Below are 19,695 nucleotides of genomic sequence, written 5' to 3'. Positions count from 1 at the left end.
CGTTGCGCATGGACACAGGGTCCGCCATGCTCGGGGGTGAATGGAGACTCCTGCCCCGCTCGCTCATCTCCTGCAAGCCTTGGAGGTTGGTGACCTGGCAACGGCAAAGGCCGCGGCCGCGGCCCTGCAGCGCTCGGGGCCTGGCTCGACCCAGCTGGCCGCCGAGGTGCTGCACGAGCTGCGCCAGCCCCTGCTAGGGGTGAAGGCCTACGCCCAGCTGCTGGCGGAAGAGACCGGCACCGTAGGCCCGCTCAAGCTGCTGCTGGCCCAGGTGGAGCGGATGGAGCAGATCATCTCTGACTTCGTCCGCCTCTCCAGCGACCGGACGGCGCCCCAGCAGCGCCTGTCGCTGGCCACCCCCGTGTGGGCCGCGGCCAAGCTCTTCTCGCTCAACCCGGACTCCGCCCGCATCTCGCTGGAGGTGGAGGCCCCGGAGACCATCACCGTTCAGGGCAACGCCCGGCTCCTGGAGCAGCTCACCCTCAACCTGCTCAACAACGCGCGCGACGCCATGGGCGGCCGGGGGCGCATCAAGGTGCTGCTGACGCTGGAGGGCAGCGCACCCGTCCTGTACGTGGCGGACTGGGGCCCCGGCATTCCCCGGGAGATGCGGGAGAAGATCTTCGAGCCCTACGTCTCCAGCAGCAAGCGCGGCACGGGGCTGGGGCTCGCGGTGTGCAAGCGGATTGCCCAGGAACACCGGGCGCAGATCAGCCTGGCGCCCACGGACACGCTGCCGGACCAGCCGCCGCCTTCCACCGTCTTCCGAATCTCCTTCCCCGCAACTGTCGAGGTGCCCACCACCCAGCGCAAGCGAGTGCTCATCGTCGATGACGAGAGCATCATCCGCATGGTCTTCCGGGACCTGCTGGGCAAGGAGTTCGAGGTGCTCGAGGCGGGCACGGCCGAGGAAGCGCTCGATCTGCTGCGCAACGAGCGCGTGGACCTCATCGTCACCGACAAGAACCTCCCGGGCCTGTCCGGCCTGGCGCTGGCTCAGCAGGCGCGGATGATGAACCCGCAGGCCCGCATCCTGTTGATGACGGGCTACCCCTCGCTGGGCACCACGCAGGAGGCGCTGGAGCTGGGGGTGATGGACTACCTGCTCAAGCCCTTCGACGACATCCGCCAGGTGCGTGCCCTCATCCGCGCGGCCATCGCCTCGCCTCCGGCGCAGCCCCGGACGGCCACCGGGCGGCGCGTGGACGTCATCGACGACAACGCCACCTCCTCGCGCACCGTCATGGAGGCGCTCACCCGCCTGGGACTGGAGCCGCGGCTCATTAGCACCACGGAGATCGCCGCGATGGAGCCTCCCATGGCGGTGGTGGTGAGCTGGGACTTCACCCCGGCGTACGGCCGCAAGGCGCTGGAGCTGGGCAAGGCCCTGGCCCAGGGCGCGCCCTTCATCGTCCTGGTGGAGCACCTCACCATGGAGACGACGCTGGACTCGCTGCGGGCCGGCGCCATCGCCTGCCTGCCTCGGCTCTTCTTCGACGCGCCCGCGCTCAGCCGCGAGCTGTCCCGCGCCCTGAAGCTGGGCACGCCCTGAAAAAGCAACGGCCCCGGGCCTCTCTCGAGGACACCGGGGCCGACTACCGAGGACGGCCACCGGAGCGGCCGTCCCGAGCCCTAGCGGCTCAGTAGTCCATGTCGTCGCCGCCGTAGTCCGGCATGCCGCCGCCGGCGCCAGCGCCGCCGCCCTTGGACTTCTTCTTCGGCTTGTCGGCCACCATGGCCTCGGTGGTCAGCAGCAGCGAGGCCACGGAGGCCGCGTTCTGCAGCGCGGTGCGCTCCACCTTCGTCGGGTCGATCACGCCGGCCTTCTCCAGGTCCTCGTAGACCTCGGTGCGAGCGTTGAAGCCGAACGCGCCGGTGCCCTCCTTGACCTTGTTGATGACCACGGCGCCCTCGCAGCCCGCGTTGCTGGAGATCTTCCGCAGCGGCTCCTGCAGGGCCTTCTTGATGATCTCCACGCCGAAGTCCTGCTCACCGCCGAGCTTCAGCTTGTCGAGCGCAGGCAAGGTGCGCAGGTAGGCCACGCCGCCGCCGGGGACGATGCCCTCCTCCACGGCCGCGCGGGTGGCGTGCAGCGCGTCCTCCACGCGAGCCTTCTTCTCCTTCATCTCGGTCTCGGTGGCCGCGCCCACGTTGATCACCGCCACGCCGCCCACGAGCTTCGCCAGGCGCTCCTGGAGCTTCTCGCGGTCGTAGTCGCTGGTGCTGCTCTCGATCTGCGAGCGGATCAGCTTGATGCGGCCCTCGATCTCGCTCTTCTTGCCGGCGCCGTCCACGATGGTGGTGTTGTCCTTGTCCACCGTGACGCGCTTGGCGCGGCCCAGATCATTGAGCGTGAGCGTCTCGTACTTGTGGCCCAGCTCCTCGCTGACGACCATGCCGCCGGTCAGCGTGGCGATGTCCTTGAGCAGCTCCTTGCGGCGATCGCCGAAGCCCGGAGCCTTCACGGCGGCCACGTTCAGCACGCCGCGGATCTTGTTCACCACCAGGGTGGCCAGGGCCTCGCCCTCGATCTCGTCAGCGATGATCAGCAGGGGCTTCCCGCTGCGCGCCACCTGCTCGAGGATGGGGATCATGTCCTGCATCGACGAGACCTTCTTCTCGCTGATGAGCAGGTAGGGGTCGTCGAAGACGACCTCCATGCGCTCGCGGTTCGTCACGAAGTACGGAGAGACGTAGCCGCGGTCGAACTGCATGCCCTCCACCACGTCGAGGGTGGTCTCCAGGCCCTTGGCCTCCTCGACGGTGATGACGCCCTCCTTGCCCACCTTCTCCATCGCGTCCGCGATGATGTTGCCGATGGTCTCATCCCCGTTGGCGGAGATGATGCCCACCTGGGCAATGGCCTTCTTGTCGGCGGTGGGCTTGGAAAGCTTCTTCAGCTCGGCCACCACCACCTCGACGGCCTTGTCGATGCCGCGCTTGAGGTCCATGGGGCTGTGGCCGGCGGCCACCAGCTTGAGGCCCTCCTCATAGATGGCCCGGGCAAGCACCGTGGCGGTGGTGGTGCCGTCGCCGGCCTTGTCGGAGGTCTTGCTGGCGACCTCCTTCACCATCTGGGCGCCCATGTTCTCGAACTTGTTCTCGAGATCGATCTCCTTGGCGACGGTGACGCCGTCCTTGGTGACCGTGGGGGAACCAAAGCTCTTCTCAATGACCACGTTGCGGCCCTTGGGCCCCAGCGTGACGGCCACCGCGTCCGACAAGATCCGGACGCCGCGCAGGATGGCCTCCCGGGCGGACTGGTGGAAGAAAATCTCCTTCGCTGCCATCGTAACCTCCTGAAACTACATGGAAATGGGAATTTGGGGCCGTTAGCACTCGGCCTCGGCGAGCGCCAAAATAAGGGCCGCACGGGGGATGTCAACACGGAAAGCCGAGGGTGTAGACGGTAGGACGGCTGGAAGGTCCTCGGGCCTACTCGGCGAAGCGGACCAGCGTCAGGAGCTGGCCCATGTCCACCGGCTTCTGGAGCATCATGGCCACGCCCCTGCGCAGGCCCTTGTCGGTGGTGGCCACGTCCGGGGAGGCGGTGATGAGGAGCACGGGGATCTCCGTAAAGCGGGGATCCGCCTTGAGCATCTCGGTGAAACGGATGCCATCCACGTGGGGCATCAAATAATCGGTGATGATGAGCTCCACGGGCTGGCGCTCCATGACGTCCAAGGCCTGGAGGGCGTCGCCGGCCGAATAGACCGTGTAGCCGTTCCCCTCCAAAAACTGGGAGAGACTGGCGCACAGGCTGAGGTCATCATCGACGACGAGGATGTTCACGAAAGGGACACCTGTCCCTGGGGACTCAGGGAAAGAGCGAAAGTAACAACCGCTCCCTGCGTTGACAACGTACAGAGGGACCTGGATATGAGGCCGCTCATGATGGGGAAGCGGGAGAAACGCTCATTGCCGGGGGACTCGGAGCAGCGCCTGGAACAGATCGCCGCGGCGTTCGACGCCGAGGATCTGGAAGGCGCGCTGGAGAAGACACAAGCGCTGCTGAAGGAGGCGCCAGGGCAGCCGGAGGCGCTGCACTATCGAGCGGCAGCGCTCGCGGGGCTTGGGCGCCAGGAAGAAGCGGTGCAAGCGTATCAACAGGCTTTGGAGGCGAGCCCAGAGGATCTGGAGCTGATCCTGGAGATGGCGGACTTCCTCCTCTGCCGGATGGGAGAAGATCGCGACGCGGTGGAGGAAGGGCTCACCCTGTGTGGCCGTGGGCGGAAGCTGGCGGAACGAGCGGACGATGTAGAGCATGTGTACGAGTTCCTCCTCTTGGAAGGGATGGGCCTGAACCAGATGGGCGAGTGCACCCAGGCGCTGGAGAGCCTGGAGGAAGCGCTCGGGCACATGCCGCGCTCGATCGATGCGCAGGTGGAGCGAGCCATCGCGCTGTTCGAGCTGTGCCGCTTCAAGGAGTCGCAGGCGTCCTTCGAGAAGGTGCTGAAGGACACGCCGGACGAGGCCTGGGCGCACCACTACCTGGGGCTGATAGCGGAGCGGCGCGGGGATGCGAAGGAGGCCAAGAAGCGGTTCGGGAAGGCGCAGGCGTTGGCGCCGCAGGAGTTCCCGCCGCCGGTGTCGTTGGCGGAGCCGGAGTTCGATCAGGCGCTCGAGTCGGCGGTGAAGGCGCTTCCAGAGCACGTGAAGGGCTACCTGGACAACGTGACGATCTCCGTGGAGGACATCCCGTCGGATGAAGAGCTGATGGATCAGACCCCTCCCCTGTCGCCATGCATCCTGGGGGTGTTCCGGGGAACGCCGGTGGGCGAGCGGAGCGTGACGAACGCGTACGATCACTTCCCGGCGGCGATCGTGCTGTACCAGAGGAACCTGGAGCGCTTCGCGAAGACGCGCGAGGAGCTGATCGAGCAGATCGGCATCACCGTGATGCACGAGGTGGGGCACCTCGTGGGGCTGGACGAGGACGACCTCTGGGAGCGCGGGCTGGACTGAGCAGCGCAGCCCTCTCCCGCAAATAAAAAGGGGACCGCGTGGTGACGCGGTCCCCGGAGCTGCCTCCAGCGCGCGTTACAGGGACTGGAGGAACTTGATCAGCGCATCCCGGTCCGCAGCGGACATCCTCACGAAGGACTGCTTGGAGGCCTCGCCCTCACCGCCGTGCCAGAGGATGGCCTCGGAGAGGTTGCGAGCGCGGCCGTCGTGCAGGTAGGCCTCGCCGCCGCTGACGCCCGCCGTCCAGCCGATGCTCCACAGGGGAGCGGTGCGCCACTCGGAGCCCGAGGCCGTGCCCTCCGGCAGGTTGTCCGCCAGCCCCGAGCCCATGTCGTGCAGGAGCAGATCCGTGTACGGACGGATCGTCTGGCTGCGCAGCTCGGAGTTCGGGTGGTAGGGGCTCGTAGGCAGGCTGGCCGTGTGGCACTTGGAGCAGCCGGCGCTCTGGAAGAGCGTCTCGCCGCGCTGCGCCTGCGTGTCGTTGAGGTTGCGCCGGGCATTGACGCCCAAGAGAGAGATGTAGCGGACGAGCTTGTCCAGGTCCGCGTCACTCAGCTCTGTGCTGGTGCCCGTGCAGCCCTGCTGGGACGAGCCGCAGTCCAGCGACCTGTACACGGACGTGGTGACGCCCATGTCGCCATTGAGCGCATCGGCGACCTGGTGGCGCACCCGCGCCAGGCTCGCCTTCCAGCCGAAGCGGCCCATGCGGGTCTGGCCCGTCTGGGGGTCCACCACGGTGCTCATGCGGCCAGAGATGCCGTCGCCGTTGGCGTCATTGGGATCGGCCAGGGCGAAGATGGCGCTCTCGGGCACCGCCTCCAGCAGGCCCAAGCCCACCAGCTGCGGCGTCATGCGCGCCGAGTAGTTCGTGGGGATGACGTTGCTGAAGGCGTAGACGGGCTTGCGCAGCTGGTAGGCCGTGCCATCCGAGAAAGTGCCATTGGTCGTGGTCCACGAGGTGATCTTCACATCCGCCTCGGGGGTGCCACTGACAGAGCGCGGCTGCAGCTTGGCGCCCAGCTGCGGATCCGACACGTTCGTGGAGCCGCTGAGCTTGCCCACCTTGACCACGAGGTTGGTCAGCGTGGTGTTGGTGGCAGGAGGCAGGCCGCGGCCGTTGTTCACGTGGCAGGCCACGCACGAGCGCGCGATGTAGCTGTTCCCCAGCTTGTTCGCCTGCTCGGTGAACACCGGGTTGTCCGCCTCGGAGTGAGCGCCCGTACCGAAGTCCGTGTGGTGGATCCGGCGGCCCTCGACGAACGTCTGAGTGTTGACCGGGGCCAGGTTCAGCGCCATCTGCATGAAGCGCTCGGCCGGCTCGTTCGAATACGGGTAGTTCTGCGTGGTCCGTCCGCCCGCCCACGCGGTCTCCGGCAGGGGGAAGGAGTCGAGCGTGGAGCCGACGCCCTCGAAGGGCACGATGCCGCCCTGGCCCACGATGTACAGCCACGCCCCCGAGTAATAGTTGAAGCGGCCGTCCACCGGTTGCTTCAGGAAGACGCCGATCTCGATCTCCATGCGATCGCCCACCCGGATGGCACGCCCCTCCTTGGCGTTGTAGTTGACGCTGGCGGTGTAGAGGTAGTCGTTCACGCGGGTGAAGGTGCCGTTGTGGAAGTACTCCGCGACGGTGTTGAGGCCCCGGAAGAACGCGCGGAAGTTCGTGCCGTCGTGTGGGTAGACGGTGTGCATGTTGACGGTGATCTGGCTGCCGCCCTTGGCCACCTCGTCGATGATGTCGACGTAGAAGGTACGGTTGACGAAGTACTTGCCCAGGAAGTGGTCATACGCCTGGAACTGGGACTCGCGGGCATGGCGATCGCGCACGCGCTCGCCCACGTGGGTGATGATCGCCGTGGAGGTGTTCTCCACCAGGGCCGGCTCCAGCGGGGTGGTGCTGTTGAACAAGGGGACCGCGCTGCCAGTAGGGCCACCGGTACCCGCGTCCGGAGTGCCCGTGCCCGCGTCCGGAGTTCCGGAGCCCGCATCGGGAGTGCCCGTGCCCGCGTCCGGAGGCGACGAGGAGCCATGGGTATAAGTGGCCGTGGCGGTATCGAAGGCGCAGTTACAGGCGGCGTCCCAGTACGTGAAGTTGTAGGTGACGACGCTGCCACTGGTGAGACCCGTCACCGTGTACTGGTTCTGCGAGCCCACGAGCGTCATCCGAACGTTGACCTGGCCCCCATTGTTGACCCGGTAGTGGATGTCCGCCCACGAGGTGCTGTTGATATAGAAGAGGGCCGAGCTGGCCCCCGAGCTCTGGGCTCCATAGGTGGGCGCGGCGAGGCTCTCGCCCGCTCCCAGGATGCCCATCAGCAACACGACGGCGACTCCCAACGATTTATGGATCATGGCCTTCCTTCTCGGCCCATGGAGATCCAGCCCCGGAGCCGATCAAGGGTTGAGTCAACTGACGCAATGCAGCGCTTGGAACCGTGCCTCTGAAGACAGACTCACAGGGCGCAACGCAGCCCAGGTCATTCCAACGGCAGGAGACCCTTCGGCACTTTTCTGGAACCGAGTGTAAAGCGTCTTTTCCAGGGAGTAAAGCGCTTTATGAAAGCGCATTCAAAAACTCATGCCACCTTTTGCCATCACCGCATAAAATTATGCGTGGGAGCGCAAAACTGCCTTTTCAATTTGTGGCTTTATGCGTCAAACACCTCTGGATCTGACAGCGCTTTCTTATCGAGCGCATCGTTGACGGAGGGGCATTGGCCGGGCAGTAGAGTCGAGCGTGGTAGGGCCTCCGGATCTGGTGGCCGGCCCGGTCTTCAAAACCGGTGAGGGGCCGTGAGAACGGTCCCTGGTGAGTTCGATTCTCATGCCCTACCGCCACTATTTCCCCCTAATACCCGAATCCCGGGGATGACAAGCTTCCGTCCACTATGTGACGATGCGCGCCGATCATCCCCTGTGCGTGGGAGCGGCGCTCATGCCGCCTCGCGCCTGCGCGGAACGGCACCCAAGAGAGGTGAAACCAGATGGACGTCCTCATCGTCGGAGCAGGCCCCGGAGGCTTGTTGTCCGCCATCAACCTGGCAGGGCTCGGGCTGAAGGTGACCGTCGTGGAGAAGGATCCGGTCCCCGGCGGCCGCATGAAGGGCCTGACCCTCGGCGAACAGAACGAGTACACGATCGACACCGGGCCCACCATCTTCCAGGTCCCCGAGATCCTCTTCAAAACCTTCGAGCGCGCCGGCAAGCGGCTCGAAGACTATGTGACCCTGCTGCCCGTGGAGCCGATGAGCCGTACCTGGTTCTGGGATGGCACGTACATGGACTCCTTCCGCGACACGGAGCGCATGGCCGCGGATCTGGCCCGCTTCGGCCCCGACAAGCCCGCAGCCCTCAAGCGCTGGGTGGCCGATGCCGAGGAGAAGTACCGCTTCATCTACGGCAAGTTCGTTGCCACCCCAGCCGACTCGCTCCCCGGGTACATCGTGCCGTGGCTGTGGGGACCCAACCTGCGCTTCAAGCCCTGGCAGACGCTCTACTCGCACTTCAACGATTACTTCAAAGACGACCGCATCACCTACGGGTTCGCCTTCTCCTCCAAGTACCTGGGGCTGCACCCCACCACCGCCACCAGCCTCTTCTCCATCGTCCCCTACCTGGAGCTGGCCTTCGGCGTGTGGCACCCCAAGGGCGGCTTCCGTGCGATGGCGCAAGGGATGATGAAGTGCGCGCAGGATCTGGGCGTGGAGTTCCGGATGGGCACGCCCGTCTCCCGCATCTGGGTCGAAGAGGGCAAGGCGCGCGGCGTGGAGCTGAGCTCGGGCGAGCGCCTGAAGGCAGACACCGTGGTCGTCAACGCGGATCTGCCCTACGCCGCCAAGAACCTCCTGGACGCGCGCTGGCGCAAGGGCCGCATGACCGATGGCTTCCTGGACAAGGCCCGGTACTCGCCCAGCCTCTTCATGCTCTACCTGGGCCTGGATCGCGTCTATGACGTGCCTCACCACCAGATCTCCTTCTCCGCCAACGGCCTGAAGAACGATCTCGCGAAGCTCGAGGACACGACGGTGGACACCGAGGATCCGCCCTTCTACGTCTGCAACCCGTGCGTCACGGATCCCTCCGTCGCGCCGCCGGGACACTCCACGCTCTACGTCACGATCCCCACGCCCCACACCGGCCACCCGGTGGACTTCAAGCAGGCCGAGCGGATACTCAACGAGCGCGTCCCCGAGCTGCTCACCAAGGTGGGCATCCACGACATCACCAAGCACATCCGCGCCCGGCGCTCCTGGACCGCGGAGACCTGGCGGGATGACTTCAACGTGTTCCGCGGCGCCGTCTTCAACCTGGCCCACACCATGGACCAGCTCGGGCCGCTGCGCCCTCGGGTGAAGAACACGGAGGTGAGCGGGCTGTACTTCGTGGGCGGCGGCACCCACCCCGGCAGCGGACTGCTCGCAATCATGGAGAGCGCCAACATCGCCGCGGACTACATCTCGCGCGACGCGGGCAAGGGACCGCTCAAGAGCTGGCCCTACGTGCCGCCGGTGCAGCACGCCCCCGCGGCGAAGTAGTCCGTGGCTTCTGTCTTCCCTCCCCCCAGGCTCTGGAGGAGTTCATATGCTGTCGCCTGCACCCCAAGTTCCTTCCACTCCGAGGAGGCCCAGCGGCCCCAAGGGTCACTGGCTCCTGGGTAGCATCCTCGAGTTGCAGAAGGACCCACTCGGCTTGCTCTCACAAGGGTTCGCCGAGTACGGCGAGGTCATCTCCTACCGGATGGGCCCGATCCGGGTGACCTACTTCACCCACCCGGACCACGTGAAGCACATCCTGGTGGAGCGCCCCACCATCTACGGCCGCAGCAAGCTGCTGCGCAGGGCCGAGCCCATCCTCGGCAAGGGGCTCATCACCAACGACGGGGAGTCCTGGAGACGCCAGCGAAGGCTCGCCCAGCCCGCCTTCCACCGCGAGAGGCTGGCCGTCCTGGTGGACCAGATGGTCCAGGTGATGGGCGCCCATCTCCGAAACTGGGACGCCCTGCCCGACGGCACCGTCCTGGACATCATGCCGGAGATGACGCGGCTCACCCTCTCCATCACCACGCGGACGCTCTTCAGCAGTGACGCCTTCAACGGGACCGTCAACCCCGGGGCCGCGGAGCTCGAGGACGCGATGTACAGCGCCACCCACGAGAACAGCGCACGGCTCCTGTCCGCCAACCCGCTGCGGATGTTCCTGCCGACCAAGGCCAACCGCGAGTTCGACAAGAACATGGCCATGCTGAACCGCGCGGTGCTCGGCCTCATCGAGGCCCGGCGCAAGCAGGCTCAGCCTCCGCAGGATCTGCTCCAGATGCTGCTGGAGGCCCGCTACGAGGACACGGGCGGGGGCATGAGCGACGCGCAGCTCCGCGACGAGCTGATGACGCTCATCGTCGCCGGGCATGAGACCACCACGTTCGCGCTGGGGTGGACGTGGTTCCTGCTGGGCAGCCACCCCGAGGTCTGGGAGAAGCTCCAGGCCGAGGTCGACTCGGTGCTCGAGGGCCGCGTGCCCACCGCGCAGGATCTGCCGAAGCTCCGGTACACGGCCATGGTCATCGATGAGTCCATGCGCCTGTACCCCCCTGTCTGGAGCTTCCCCCGCGAGGCCATGAGCGACGACGTCATCGGGGGCTACCTGGTGTCCAAGGGAGACATCATCACCCTCAGCCCCTACCTCACCCACCGCCACCCCGCCGTCTGGGAGGAGCCCGAGAAGTTCAACCCGGAGCGCTTCAGTCCCGAGCGTTCCGCCGGGCGCCCCCGGCTGGCCTTCTTCCCGTTCGGCGGGGGCATGCGCATGTGCATCGGGACGAACTTCGCCTCGATGGAGATGCAGATCATCCTGGCCATGATCGTGCAGCGCTACCGGGTGCAGTACACCGAGCAGAAGCCGCCCCCCTTTGTGGTCGGCGTCAACCTGCGCCCGGACACGGTGCCTCTGAAGCTGTACCGGCGCGCCGCGGCAGCCTAGCACGCGGCGGCCTGGCGCGGGGCGGCCTAGCGCGGGGCGCCCCCATCGGGGAGATCGTAGTTCTCGCGCCTGGAGCACTGCTCCGCGCAGTGATCCCCGCCGCAGTCACGCAGCGGCTGGATCGAAGCGAGGCCGTCCGGATGCTCGCCAATGCACTCCTGCGCGCACTCCAGGTCTCCGGGCTGGCAGTTGTTGCGCACGCAGTGCACCAGCGTCCAGCACTCCCGGTTCTCGAAGCAGCCGCTCATCGCCTGGCCACAGTAGGTGGCATTGCACTCCAAGCACGAGTCGATAATCCGCGCCGGAAACTGGCAAGCGGGAGAGCACTGCTTGGTGGTGCAGTGGGCGGCGGGGAAGAACTTCGGCACGCTCTGGGGGCGCGCCAGGACGCAGTTCCAGACGCACCACTTGTCCCTGTCCCCGCACTTCTGCGCGCACTCGAACGTCTCGCGGCAGGTGGGGTCACTCAAGCAGGCTTGGCTCTTCTCCGCGCACGTTCCGGCCAGGCACGAGTCACAGGTCTGCGGAGCCTGAGCTTGCACGGCGGTGGAGCTGCTGTCCGTGGCGCAGGAGACGAAGATCAGCCCCGTCAAGAGCACAGAGGCGGAGAGGAGGAGAGCAACTTGAACAGGGTGGTGGCGCATGGGATCCGGATTGGGAGAGGAAGTCAGCACAGGTATCAATCGTTGACGTACTTCATCAGGAGGGCCTTGATCAAAGTGACGCGGGCGCGCGTCCGCTACTTCGCCGTCCGAGCTTTGAGCTCCCCAATGGTCTGGCGGATGCCGTCCTCGTAGGACGTCTTCTTCACGTTCCCGAGCTTCACGCGCAGCTTGGAGTCGTCCAGCACCAGGGGGGTCTCCTGCCACTGGTACATCATCTCAAACAGCTCGCGCATGAAGGGATCGAAGAGGCCAATCATGCGCACCAGCCCCGAGCCCGCCGCCCGGAACTTCGGCTTGCGGCCCGCCGCCTCGAAGAGCTGGGTGACGAACTGACGCTGAGTGATGGTGCTCGCCCCACCGCAGTGCCAGACCTCGCCCCAGACGTCATCGCGAAGGGCCAGGTCCACCAGCACCGGTCCCGCGTCCGGGATGTAGATGAACTCGTGGGGCAGATCGATGTTGCCCACCAGGTTCGCCGCCTTGCCGGCCACCGCCGCCTGAGCCATGCCGATGGCAAAGCTGTACTCCGCGTCCGCCCCGTAGAAGTCCGGGAAGCGCACCACCAGTCCCTGCAGCTTGCCCTGGGCATGTGCCTCCAGCAGCAGATCCTCCTGCTGCTTGCGCAGTTGGCCCTTCTTCGTGTGCGGCTCGCGCGGGTGATCTTCCTTCACGGGCGAGGTGCGGGGCCGGCCGTAGGGATAGACGTTGGTGGCCAGGACGATCCGCTTCACGCCCTCGGCCACCGCACCGTCGATGGACGCGCGCATCATCGGCGGCAGCCGCTCGAACTCGGTGTAGGTCACCCCCGCGGTATGGATGAGCGTGCTCATGCCCCGGGAGGCCTTGCGCGCTCCCTCCACCGTCATGAGATCCGCCTCCACGAGCTCGGCGCCAGGGTAGTCCTTGAAGGCTGCCTCCAGCCGGGCCTTGTTGCGGCCCACGGCACGAAAGGGAATGTTGCGCTGCCGAAGTGCCGCAGCCACCGCCTTTCCAACGGCCCCCGCTGCACCCAAGATCGCGATCGTCACGTTTCTCTCCTGTACTTCATTCCACTTATAGTTCACCTGGGCCCCGTCATCGGCATTCGCGAGCCGGAGCGGGCTCCAGCACCCAAGGGAGTCCTTCATGAAACGGCGCGCCCTGCACCGCGCAACCTTCACCCTGGCGGGGATCTACAACATCCTCTGGGGGCTCTACGCCCTGGTGGATCAACAGTGGCTCTTCCGCTTCGCGGGCATGCAGCCCCTCAACCACCCCGGCATCTTCGCAGGGCTGGGCGTCGTCGTGGGCTGCTTCGGTATCATCTACCTGGAGGTGGGACGGAATCCTGAGCAGGGCTTCGTCCCCGCCGCGGCGGGGATGCTGGGCAAGCTGCTGGGGCTGCCCTCCATCGGGCTCGTCCTCCGTGGAGATTGGCCCCCTGCCTCCATCGTGCTCACCCTCACCAACGACGTCATCTGGCTGGTGCCCTTCGGGCTGTACCTCTACGACGCGTGGCCCTTCTGGCGTGGCACCCGCAAGAGCGAGGCCCTGCCGACGAAGATCGCCTGATCCACCCCCGGCCGCAGCGGGCTCAAGCGGCCAGGGCACGAAGCTCCCCGAGGGCGCGCTCGAACACCTGGCGGCCCCACTCCTCGGGCACGCGAGGGAGGCTGTAGGTGAAGTTCAACTGCATGCGCCCCTGGTAGGTCGCCACGGTGAGCACAGGGGCGGTTCCCCAGCCATGGCTCGCCAGGGAGAAATGGACACCGTCCAAGGCGAGCGGGCCGTACTGGCCGGGGATGTCCACCTCCCGGAGGTTGGACACCGCGGCGGTGACCGGGGGCGCGCTGCTCGCGGCGGTCTTCACGTCCCAGCCCTTCTGTACGCGGCTCTGGAAGTGGGTGGCAGCGACGATGGTGCCGTCCTCCCGCATGGTGCGCAGGCGCTCCCCCACCTCGCGCGCCAGGGGCCAGATCTCCGCCGAACGGTCGACGCGGTGGAAGCTCAGCCCCATCCCCAGGAAATAGCCCACGGCGCCTGGGGCCACGGACTCCTGGAACATGTCCCGCAGATCAACGGGCGAATAGCAGCTCAGGAAGCGCGGCTTGGAGGAGTGGGTGAGGCCGTCGAGCTGGGCCGCCGCCGCCCGGAGCATGGCGCCGCAGAGCACTCCGTGGACCGTGGCCGACTCCTTTCGGCAGCGGGCACGAAGCCGCTCGCCCTCTTCCGGGGACAGCTCCCCATGGAGCAGGGCGGTCCGCGCCTTCACTTCCTGGCTCTGCGAGGGGAGCTTCCCGGGGCGCCGGCTCATCGCCAGCACCGTCGAGCCCAAGAACCGCGCAACCCGCCCGAAGGCCCGCAGCCCTCGCACGTGCGGAGCGGACAGCTCCTCGATGCTGGGCGGGAATCGCACGGCTTCCGCCGCCACCGGCGCCCCGCCCATGAGCGAGGCCGCGAACGTGAGCAGATCCCTCATCGCGTACATCCCCGAGCGCCCATCTCCCGCCGAGTGGTGAAAGGTGAGCAGGATCTCACTCTGCTCCGCCGCTCGCACGAGGACGGCGCGCACCAGCGGCCCCTGGCTCCAGGGCAGCGGAGTATTCAGCTCGTGCTCCACCTCCTGGCGCCACTGATCCTCGGAGCCACGGGACGCCTCACGTAGGGGAATGGGTGGCACCCCGCCCCTACCGAACGAGGCGGGTCCGGAGTCGGTGATCCGGGCGCCCAGCAGCGGATGCCGGGCCTGAAGCAGCGCGAGCGCACGTTCGAGCACCTGAGGCTCCAGCGCTCCTCTCACGTGCGCGATGATGGCGAAGTTGACGCTGTGGGTCTGATCCATCAGCCAGAACGCACGCTCGAAGTCACCCAGTGCTCTCAGCACATCCGTTCCAGAGGCCACGTCTCTCAACTCCCTCTCGTTGATCCGCGCGTCCCCCCCACGGTGGATCGCGGATGATCATCGTTCTATATTTGGTCACCTGTTGAACAGTCTCTGATTCGCGGCACCGTGCTCCGTGGCAACGCCCCCTCGGCCCCGAGGGATTCAGTCCTCCTCTCTTCCCAGGAAGATTCCGCGGTGCCCCCGCCGCATTGACGGGCTCCCACGTCCTGCTCCTCTGACGCATGCCTCGTTCTCCTGCTCTCCTTCGTGCCTGTCTCCTCTGCGCCGCCGCCGTGGCGACGCTGGTCCACGCCGCTCCGGCCACAGTCCCGGACAAGAACGGCGCACCTCCTCCCTCCCGCTCCTCCTTCACACTCTTCGAGAGCGGCCAGGTGCGTCCCCTCGCCCTCTCCCCGAGCGGAAAGCTCCTCTTCGCCACCAACACGCCGGACAACCGGCTGGAGGTCTTCAGCGTCGAGAGTACCGGGCTGGTCCACCGGACCTCTGTGGTGGTGGGCCTGGAACCTGTCGCCGTCGCCGCGCGCAGCGACACCGAGGTGTGGGTCGTCAACCACCTGTCTGACAGTGTGAGCGTCGTGGCGCTGGATGCGAAGACCCGCCGCGGCCGCGTGGTGCGCACCCTGCTCGTCGGTGACGAGCCGCGAGACATCGTCTTCGCCGGGCCGGAGCGCCGCCGCGCCTTCATCACCGCCGCCCACCGAGGCCAGAACGCACCGTTCGATCCCCAGCTCACCACTCCGGGCATCGGCCGCGCCGACGTCTGGGTCTTCGATGCAGCCAATCTGGGCACCACGCTCGGAGGAGAGCCGCTGACGCTGGTCCGGCTTTTCAGCGACACGCCGCGCGCGCTCGCGGTCACCCCCGACGGGAGCCGTGTCTATGCGGCCGCCTTCCACTCCGGCAACCGCACCACGGCCATCCACGAGCGGCTGGTCCCCAACGGCTTCGGCAAGGACCCCAAGAAGGGGACCAAGGCCGTGCCCGGCCCCAGCACCAACTTCCAGGGCATCCCCGCTCCAGAGAGCGGGCTGATCCTCCAGTTCGACGGAACCCACTGGGTGGATGTGGAAGGCCGCACCTGGGACGAGAAGGTGAAGCTGGCGCTGCCGGACAAGGACGTCTTCGTGATCGATGCCATGGCCCCTGTGCCCCAGCAGCTCGAGGGCCCCGAGGGCTTCTTCACCGGTGCGGGCACCATCCTCTACAACCTCGCCGTCAACCCGGTGAGCGGCAAGCTCTACGTGTCCAACACCGAGGCCCGCAACCTCCAGCGCTTCGAGGGCCCCGGCATCTTCGCCGGCCACACCCTGCGCGGGCATACCGTGGAGAGCCGCATCAGCGTGCTAGGCCCCGAGGGTGCCCAACCGCGTCACCTCAACAAGCACATCGACTACAGCAAGTGCTGCGAGCCCCTGCCGAATGACGAGAGCGTCCGCAGCCTCGCGCTCCCCCAGTCCATGGCGGTGACAGGCGACGGGAAGACGCTGTACGTCGCGGCCCTCGGCTCGGACAAGATCGGCATCTTCGACACCGAGGCGCTTGAGAAGGACTCCTTCGTGCCGGACACGAAGCAGCAGATCCACGTGCCCGGAGGTGGCCCCACCGGGCTGGTGCTCGATGAGGCCCGCGGCAAGTTGTACGTGCTGGCGCGCTTCGACAACGCCATCTCCGTCATCAGCACCCAGAGCCGGACCGAGGTGGCCCACGTCCCCCTGTACAACCCGGAGCCCGCGAGCGTCTCTCAGGGGCGCCGCTACCTCTATGACGCGTCCGTCGGCTCCAGCCACGGGGACACGGCGTGCGCGAGCTGCCACGTCTACGGCGACTTCGACAGCCTGGCCTGGGATCTGGGCAACCCCGATGCGCCCGTGGTGCCCGTCTCGGGTCCCTTCGTCGTCGAGCCGCTGACGAATCCCCTCTACAGGCAAGTCATCACCGATCCGGTGTTCCACCCCCTGAAAGGCCCCACGACGACGCAGTCCCTGCGCGGATTGCTCAACGCCGGGCCCATGCACTGGCACGGCGAGCGAGTGAAGGCCACCCGCGGGGGCAGCTCCCAGCCGGACACGGGCGCGTTCGACGAGAAGGCCGCGTTCCGCGAGACCGCTGGCTTCATGAACGTCCTAGGCCGCGACAAGCAGCTGCCAGATGACGCCCTGGAGGCGCTCACCCGCTTCGCCCTACAGCTCACCTACCCTCCCAACCCCATCCGGAACCTGGACAACTCGCTCACGCCGGATCAGGAGGTGGGGCGCCAGGAGTTCCTCACCCGCAACGCCAACACCATCGCCACCTGCATCGGCTGCCACGCGCTGGATCCGAAGGCCAACCCCACGACCGCCGCGCCGGGCTTCTTTGGCACGGACGGGAGGATGACCTTCGACTTCAACCCCCAGCTGCTCAAGATTCCCCACCTGCGCAACATGTACCAGAAGACGGGCATGTTCGGCATGGCGCTGGCCGGCGATTCGTTCCTCAAGGGCAACAACGAGTTCATGGGGGATCAGGTCCGGGGCTTCGGCTTCACGCACTCGGGCAGCATCGACACCATCTTCCGCTTCTTCAGCAACCTGGGCTTCACCTCGCTCTTCTCGCGTGGCGGCTTTCCGCTCACCCCCGAGTCCAACGTGGTGCGCCGCCAGATCGAGTCGTTCATGTTCGTCTTCCCCTCCAACCTGGCGCCTATCGTGGGCCAGCAGGTGACGCTCACCTCGAGCAACCTGACGGTGGCGGGCCCCCGCATCGAGCTGCTGATCGCCCAGGCCGAAGCGCAGGAGTGCGATCTGGTGGTGAAGGGCGCTGGCCCCCAGCGAGAGCTCGGCTTTCTCTACCGCCCCGGGGCCGGGTTTCAGCCCGACCAGCGCTCGCGAAAGCCGCTCAGCGCGGAGGCGCTGCGTGCGCTCGCCTCGAAGCCGGGGCGAGAGCTGACCTACACCTGTGTGCCACCCGGCTCCGGAGCGCGCATCGGCATCGACCGGAACCTGGATGGCATCTACGACGGCGACGAGCCCAGCGGCAGCCCCATCAACGTGGCTCACTCCGCCGCACCGTAAACGACAGAGCTTCAACACAGGACAGACCGCTATGGCTCCCCTTCCCCCTGGCCCCTCCATCGCCCTCGTCGAGACGTTCCGCTACATGACCGATCCCGTCGGGGCCTACGCCTGGTTCCGGAAGAACTACGGCGACACCCTGACCGTCAAGACTCTGGAAGGGCCGCTGATCATCACCGGCGAGCCCGAGGGGGCACGCGAGGTCCTCACGGCGGACCCCACGAGCTACGAGATCTTCGCGCCCGAAAACCTGCGGATGGTCTTCCGCGATGGCTCCGTCCCCCTGATCGTTGGCGAGCCGCACCGGCGCCAGCGCAAGCTGCTGATGCCGCCGTTCCTGGGCGCTCGCATGCGGGCCTACGCTGGCACGATGCAGCAGGTAGCGCTCAAGCGGATGGGCGCGGTGCGCCCCGGTGAGACGATCCCCATGCACGAGGTGTCCCGCGGCATCACGCGCGAGGTGATCCTCCGCAACGTCTTTGGCCTGGCCGATGACTCCCTGGTCGCGCGCTTCGAGGAGGCCTTCGTCGAGCTCCAGAAGGCGACGACGCCCGCCCTGCTCTTCTTCAGTTGGCTGCGTCATGAGTTCGGCGGAGTTGGCCCCTACGCGAGGTACCTGCGCGCCAACGCACGCCTGGACGCGCTGATCGCCGAGCAGCTCACGGCCCGCCGCGCCAATCTCGAGGCCGCGCCGGATGACATGCTCAACCTCATGATGACGTCGAAGTACGACGACGGCACGGGGATGACCAACGAGCAGGTGAGCAAAGAGCTGGTGGGACTGCTCGTGGCGGGCTACGCCGCCACCGCCACTGCGATCGCCTGGGGCGTTTACTGGACCTACCGGTCCCCCGAGATCCTGCGCAAGCTCCGCGAGGAGCTGGCGGGCCTGCCCGCCGACGCAGGCCCCGAGGCGTACGCCTCGCTCCCCTACCTGGGAGCCGTCTGCAACGAGACGCTGCGCATCTACCCGCCCGTGCCGGACATGTTCCGCAAGCTGCGGGCGCCCATCCAGGTCCGCGGCTATACCCTGCCTGCGGGCGCCGGTGTCGCGGTGTTCAGCCGGATGATCCACTCTCGCGAGGATCTGTACCCGGAGCCGGACACGTTCCGCCCGGAGCGCTTCCTCGAGCGCAAGTTCACCCCCTACGAGTTCATCCCCTTCGGGGCGGGGGTGCGGCGCTGCCTTGGGGCCGCGTTCGCGGAGCAGCAGCTGAAGGTCGTACTCGCGACGATCGTGCGGAACTTCGATCTGGAGCTGGCCGATCCAGCGGAGGTGCCGGTGCGCCAGGGAGTGGGTGTGGGGCCCAAGAACGGTGTGCGCGTGCGGCTGGCCCAGAAGCTCCTCTCCTGAGAAGCGAGGGGAGGAGGCTCGCTCCCTCCCTCGCACCAGGGATCACCTGTCCAGCGCCTGCAGGATGCCCCGGCTCAGGGTCCACAAGATCTCTCGCCGGGCGTTGGCCAAGAAGAAATGGTCGCCCGGGAGCGCCTGCACCGAGAAAGCACCGGTGGTGTGCTGCTGCCACCCCGTGATCTCCTCCGGTGTCGTGAGCACGTCGTCGAGCCCGTAGAAGGCCGCAATGGGAAAGGTCAGCGGTGGCTCGGGAGTGAGCCGGTAGCCGTCGACAATCTTGTAGTCGGAGCGGACCAGCGGGAGGACCATCGCCATCAGCTCCGGCTCGTTGAGGACGTAATCGGGCAGACCGCCTCCCCTCTTGAGCTTCTCGACGAGCTGCGCCTCCGTGAGCTCCTGCACCGGCGTGAAGCGCGAGCGGCAGTGGGGGGCGATGCGCCCGGAGGCGCCCAACATGAGAGGCTGCCTCGCCCCGCGCCGACGCAGCTCGCGGGCCAGCTCGAATGCCACGGTGGCGCCCATGCTGTGACCGAAGAGGGCGAACGGCTGCTCCAGCAGAGGCCCCAGCACCCGGGCCAGCTCCTGGACGAGCGGCTCCAGTTGCGTGAAGGAGGCCTCGCGAATGCGGAACTCTCGCCCCGGAAGCTGGACCGCATAGAGATCGAGCTCAGGTGGGAGATCCTCCACCCACTTCCGGTACATCGACGCGCCTCCTCCCGCGTGATGGAAGCAGAAGATCCGCGCCCTCGCGGCTTTCCGGGTTCCTCCAAACATCAACCACTGTGCCGTATCGTTTTC

The 19,695-nt window shown here is 66.9% G+C and carries 14 protein-coding genes and 1 tRNA gene; 8 read left to right on the top strand and 7 right to left on the bottom strand.

What is annotated here, in order from left to right; translation table 11 throughout:
* The first annotated feature begins 40 nt into the window (after positions 1 to 40).
* Positions 41 to 1,552, top strand: coding sequence for a hybrid histidine protein kinase/response regulator SinK (gene sinK, locus DB31_RS11650; protein ID WP_044186444.1), 1,512 nt, complete (start codon positions 41 to 43; stop codon positions 1,550 to 1,552).
* Between the two features lie 88 nt (positions 1,553 to 1,640).
* Here the strand turns inward: sinK and groL are convergent, their stop codons facing one another.
* Both groL and DB31_RS11640 read right to left on the bottom strand, forming a co-directional pair.
* Positions 1,641 to 3,290 (bottom strand): chaperonin GroEL, encoded by a 1,650-nt coding sequence (gene groL, locus DB31_RS11645; protein WP_044186442.1) that lies wholly within the window; start codon positions 3,288 to 3,290, stop codon positions 1,641 to 1,643.
* Positions 3,291 to 3,435: 145 nt separating this feature from the next.
* The gene (locus DB31_RS11640) at positions 3,436 to 3,792 is read right to left on the bottom strand and encodes a response regulator (RefSeq protein WP_044186441.1); all 357 of its coding nucleotides are present in this window, start codon (positions 3,790 to 3,792) and stop codon (positions 3,436 to 3,438) included.
* 99 nt (positions 3,793 to 3,891) lie between these two features.
* Between DB31_RS11640 and DB31_RS11635 the strand changes: the two genes are divergently transcribed.
* On the top strand, positions 3,892 to 4,965 hold the full coding sequence (locus DB31_RS11635; RefSeq protein ID WP_420806685.1) for a metallopeptidase family protein: 1,074 nt from the start codon (positions 3,892 to 3,894) through the stop codon (positions 4,963 to 4,965).
* Between the two features lie 75 nt (positions 4,966 to 5,040).
* On the opposite strand, the gene DB31_RS11630 is transcribed toward DB31_RS11635, so the two are convergent.
* Entirely contained in the window at positions 5,041 to 7,317 is a 2,277-nt protein-coding gene (locus DB31_RS11630; protein ID WP_044186440.1) for a di-heme oxidoreductase family protein, read from the bottom strand.
* Positions 7,318 to 7,704: 387 nt separating this feature from the next.
* Between DB31_RS11630 and DB31_RS11625 the strand changes: the two genes are divergently transcribed.
* The 3 genes from DB31_RS11625 (at position 7,705) to DB31_RS11615 (ending at position 10,941) form a co-directional block, all read left to right on the top strand.
* Positions 7,705 to 7,803, top strand: a tRNA-Sec gene (locus DB31_RS11625).
* A gap of 146 nt (positions 7,804 to 7,949) precedes the next feature.
* Positions 7,950 to 9,500 (top strand): phytoene desaturase family protein, encoded by a 1,551-nt coding sequence (locus DB31_RS11620; RefSeq protein WP_044186438.1) that lies wholly within the window; start codon positions 7,950 to 7,952, stop codon positions 9,498 to 9,500.
* 46 nt (positions 9,501 to 9,546) lie between these two features.
* Positions 9,547 to 10,941 carry a cytochrome P450 gene (locus tag DB31_RS11615; protein ID WP_044186435.1) on the top strand — a complete coding sequence of 465 codons (1,395 nt, stop codon included), beginning with the start codon at positions 9,547 to 9,549 and terminating at the stop codon, positions 10,939 to 10,941.
* 26 nt (positions 10,942 to 10,967) lie between these two features.
* On the opposite strand, the gene DB31_RS11610 is transcribed toward DB31_RS11615, so the two are convergent.
* Together DB31_RS11610 and DB31_RS11605 are read right to left on the bottom strand one after the other, a co-directional pair.
* A complete protein-coding gene (locus DB31_RS11610) occupies positions 10,968 to 11,615 on the bottom strand; it encodes a hypothetical protein (protein WP_044186432.1) in 648 nt (215 codons plus the stop codon).
* Between the two features lie 65 nt (positions 11,616 to 11,680).
* Positions 11,681 to 12,634: an NAD(P)H-binding protein gene (locus tag DB31_RS11605; protein WP_044187145.1), complete on the bottom strand. Its 954-nt coding sequence runs from the start codon at positions 12,632 to 12,634 to the stop codon at positions 11,681 to 11,683.
* Positions 12,635 to 12,731: 97 nt separating this feature from the next.
* Here DB31_RS11605 and DB31_RS11600 point away from each other — a divergent pair, with 97 nt between their 5' ends.
* The gene (locus tag DB31_RS11600; protein ID WP_044186429.1) at positions 12,732 to 13,157 is read left to right on the top strand and encodes a hypothetical protein; all 426 of its coding nucleotides are present in this window, start codon (positions 12,732 to 12,734) and stop codon (positions 13,155 to 13,157) included.
* A 22-nt stretch (positions 13,158 to 13,179) separates the two neighbouring features.
* Here the strand turns inward: DB31_RS11600 and DB31_RS11595 are convergent, their stop codons facing one another.
* Positions 13,180 to 14,487, bottom strand: a complete 1,308-nt coding sequence (locus DB31_RS11595) for a phthiocerol/phthiodiolone dimycocerosyl transferase family protein (protein WP_044186426.1) — start codon at positions 14,485 to 14,487, stop codon at positions 13,180 to 13,182.
* A 224-nt stretch (positions 14,488 to 14,711) separates the two neighbouring features.
* On the opposite strand from DB31_RS11595, the gene DB31_RS11590 reads away from it, so the two are divergent.
* Entirely contained in the window at positions 14,712 to 17,543 is a 2,832-nt protein-coding gene (locus tag DB31_RS11590; protein WP_052419896.1) for a hypothetical protein, read from the top strand.
* A 31-nt stretch (positions 17,544 to 17,574) separates the two neighbouring features.
* On the top strand, positions 17,575 to 18,897 hold the full coding sequence (locus DB31_RS11585; RefSeq protein WP_044186424.1) for a cytochrome P450: 1,323 nt from the start codon (positions 17,575 to 17,577) through the stop codon (positions 18,895 to 18,897).
* Positions 18,898 to 18,939: 42 nt separating this feature from the next.
* Here DB31_RS11585 and DB31_RS11580 read toward each other — a convergent pair whose 3' ends face one another.
* Positions 18,940 to 19,671, bottom strand: a complete 732-nt coding sequence (locus DB31_RS11580; RefSeq protein WP_276203618.1) for a thioesterase II family protein — start codon at positions 19,669 to 19,671, stop codon at positions 18,940 to 18,942.
* Between the last annotated feature and the right edge of the window lie 24 nt (positions 19,672 to 19,695).

This window comes from Hyalangium minutum (genome assembly GCF_000737315.1).
Classification (GTDB): Bacteria; Myxococcota; Myxococcia; order Myxococcales; family Myxococcaceae; genus Hyalangium; species Hyalangium minutum.
This window is presented reverse-complemented; position numbering and strand designations above follow the sequence as displayed.

What these genes read in the sequence shown, in the direction of transcription:
- groL (WP_044186442.1), bottom strand. Translation starts at nt 3,290, where the DNA reads ATGGCAGCGAAGGAGATTTTCTTCCACCAGTCCGCCCGGGAGGCCATC.
- DB31_RS11635 (WP_420806685.1), top strand. Translation starts at nt 3,892, where the DNA reads ATGATGGGGAAGCGGGAGAAACGCTCATTGCCGGGGGACTCGGAGCAG.
- DB31_RS11620 (WP_044186438.1), top strand. Translation starts at nt 7,950, where the DNA reads ATGGACGTCCTCATCGTCGGAGCAGGCCCCGGAGGCTTGTTGTCCGCC.
- DB31_RS11600 (WP_044186429.1), top strand. Translation starts at nt 12,732, where the DNA reads ATGAAACGGCGCGCCCTGCACCGCGCAACCTTCACCCTGGCGGGGATC.
- DB31_RS11580 (WP_276203618.1), bottom strand. Translation starts at nt 19,671, where the DNA reads ATGTTTGGAGGAACCCGGAAAGCCGCGAGGGCGCGGATCTTCTGCTTC.
- DB31_RS11630 (WP_044186440.1), bottom strand. Translation starts at nt 7,317, where the DNA reads ATGATCCATAAATCGTTGGGAGTCGCCGTCGTGTTGCTGATGGGCATC.
- DB31_RS11585 (WP_044186424.1), top strand. Translation starts at nt 17,575, where the DNA reads ATGGCTCCCCTTCCCCCTGGCCCCTCCATCGCCCTCGTCGAGACGTTC.
- DB31_RS11590 (WP_052419896.1), top strand. Translation starts at nt 14,712, where the DNA reads ATGCCTCGTTCTCCTGCTCTCCTTCGTGCCTGTCTCCTCTGCGCCGCC.
- sinK (WP_044186444.1), top strand. Translation starts at nt 41, where the DNA reads ATGGAGACTCCTGCCCCGCTCGCTCATCTCCTGCAAGCCTTGGAGGTT.
- DB31_RS11615 (WP_044186435.1), top strand. Translation starts at nt 9,547, where the DNA reads ATGCTGTCGCCTGCACCCCAAGTTCCTTCCACTCCGAGGAGGCCCAGC.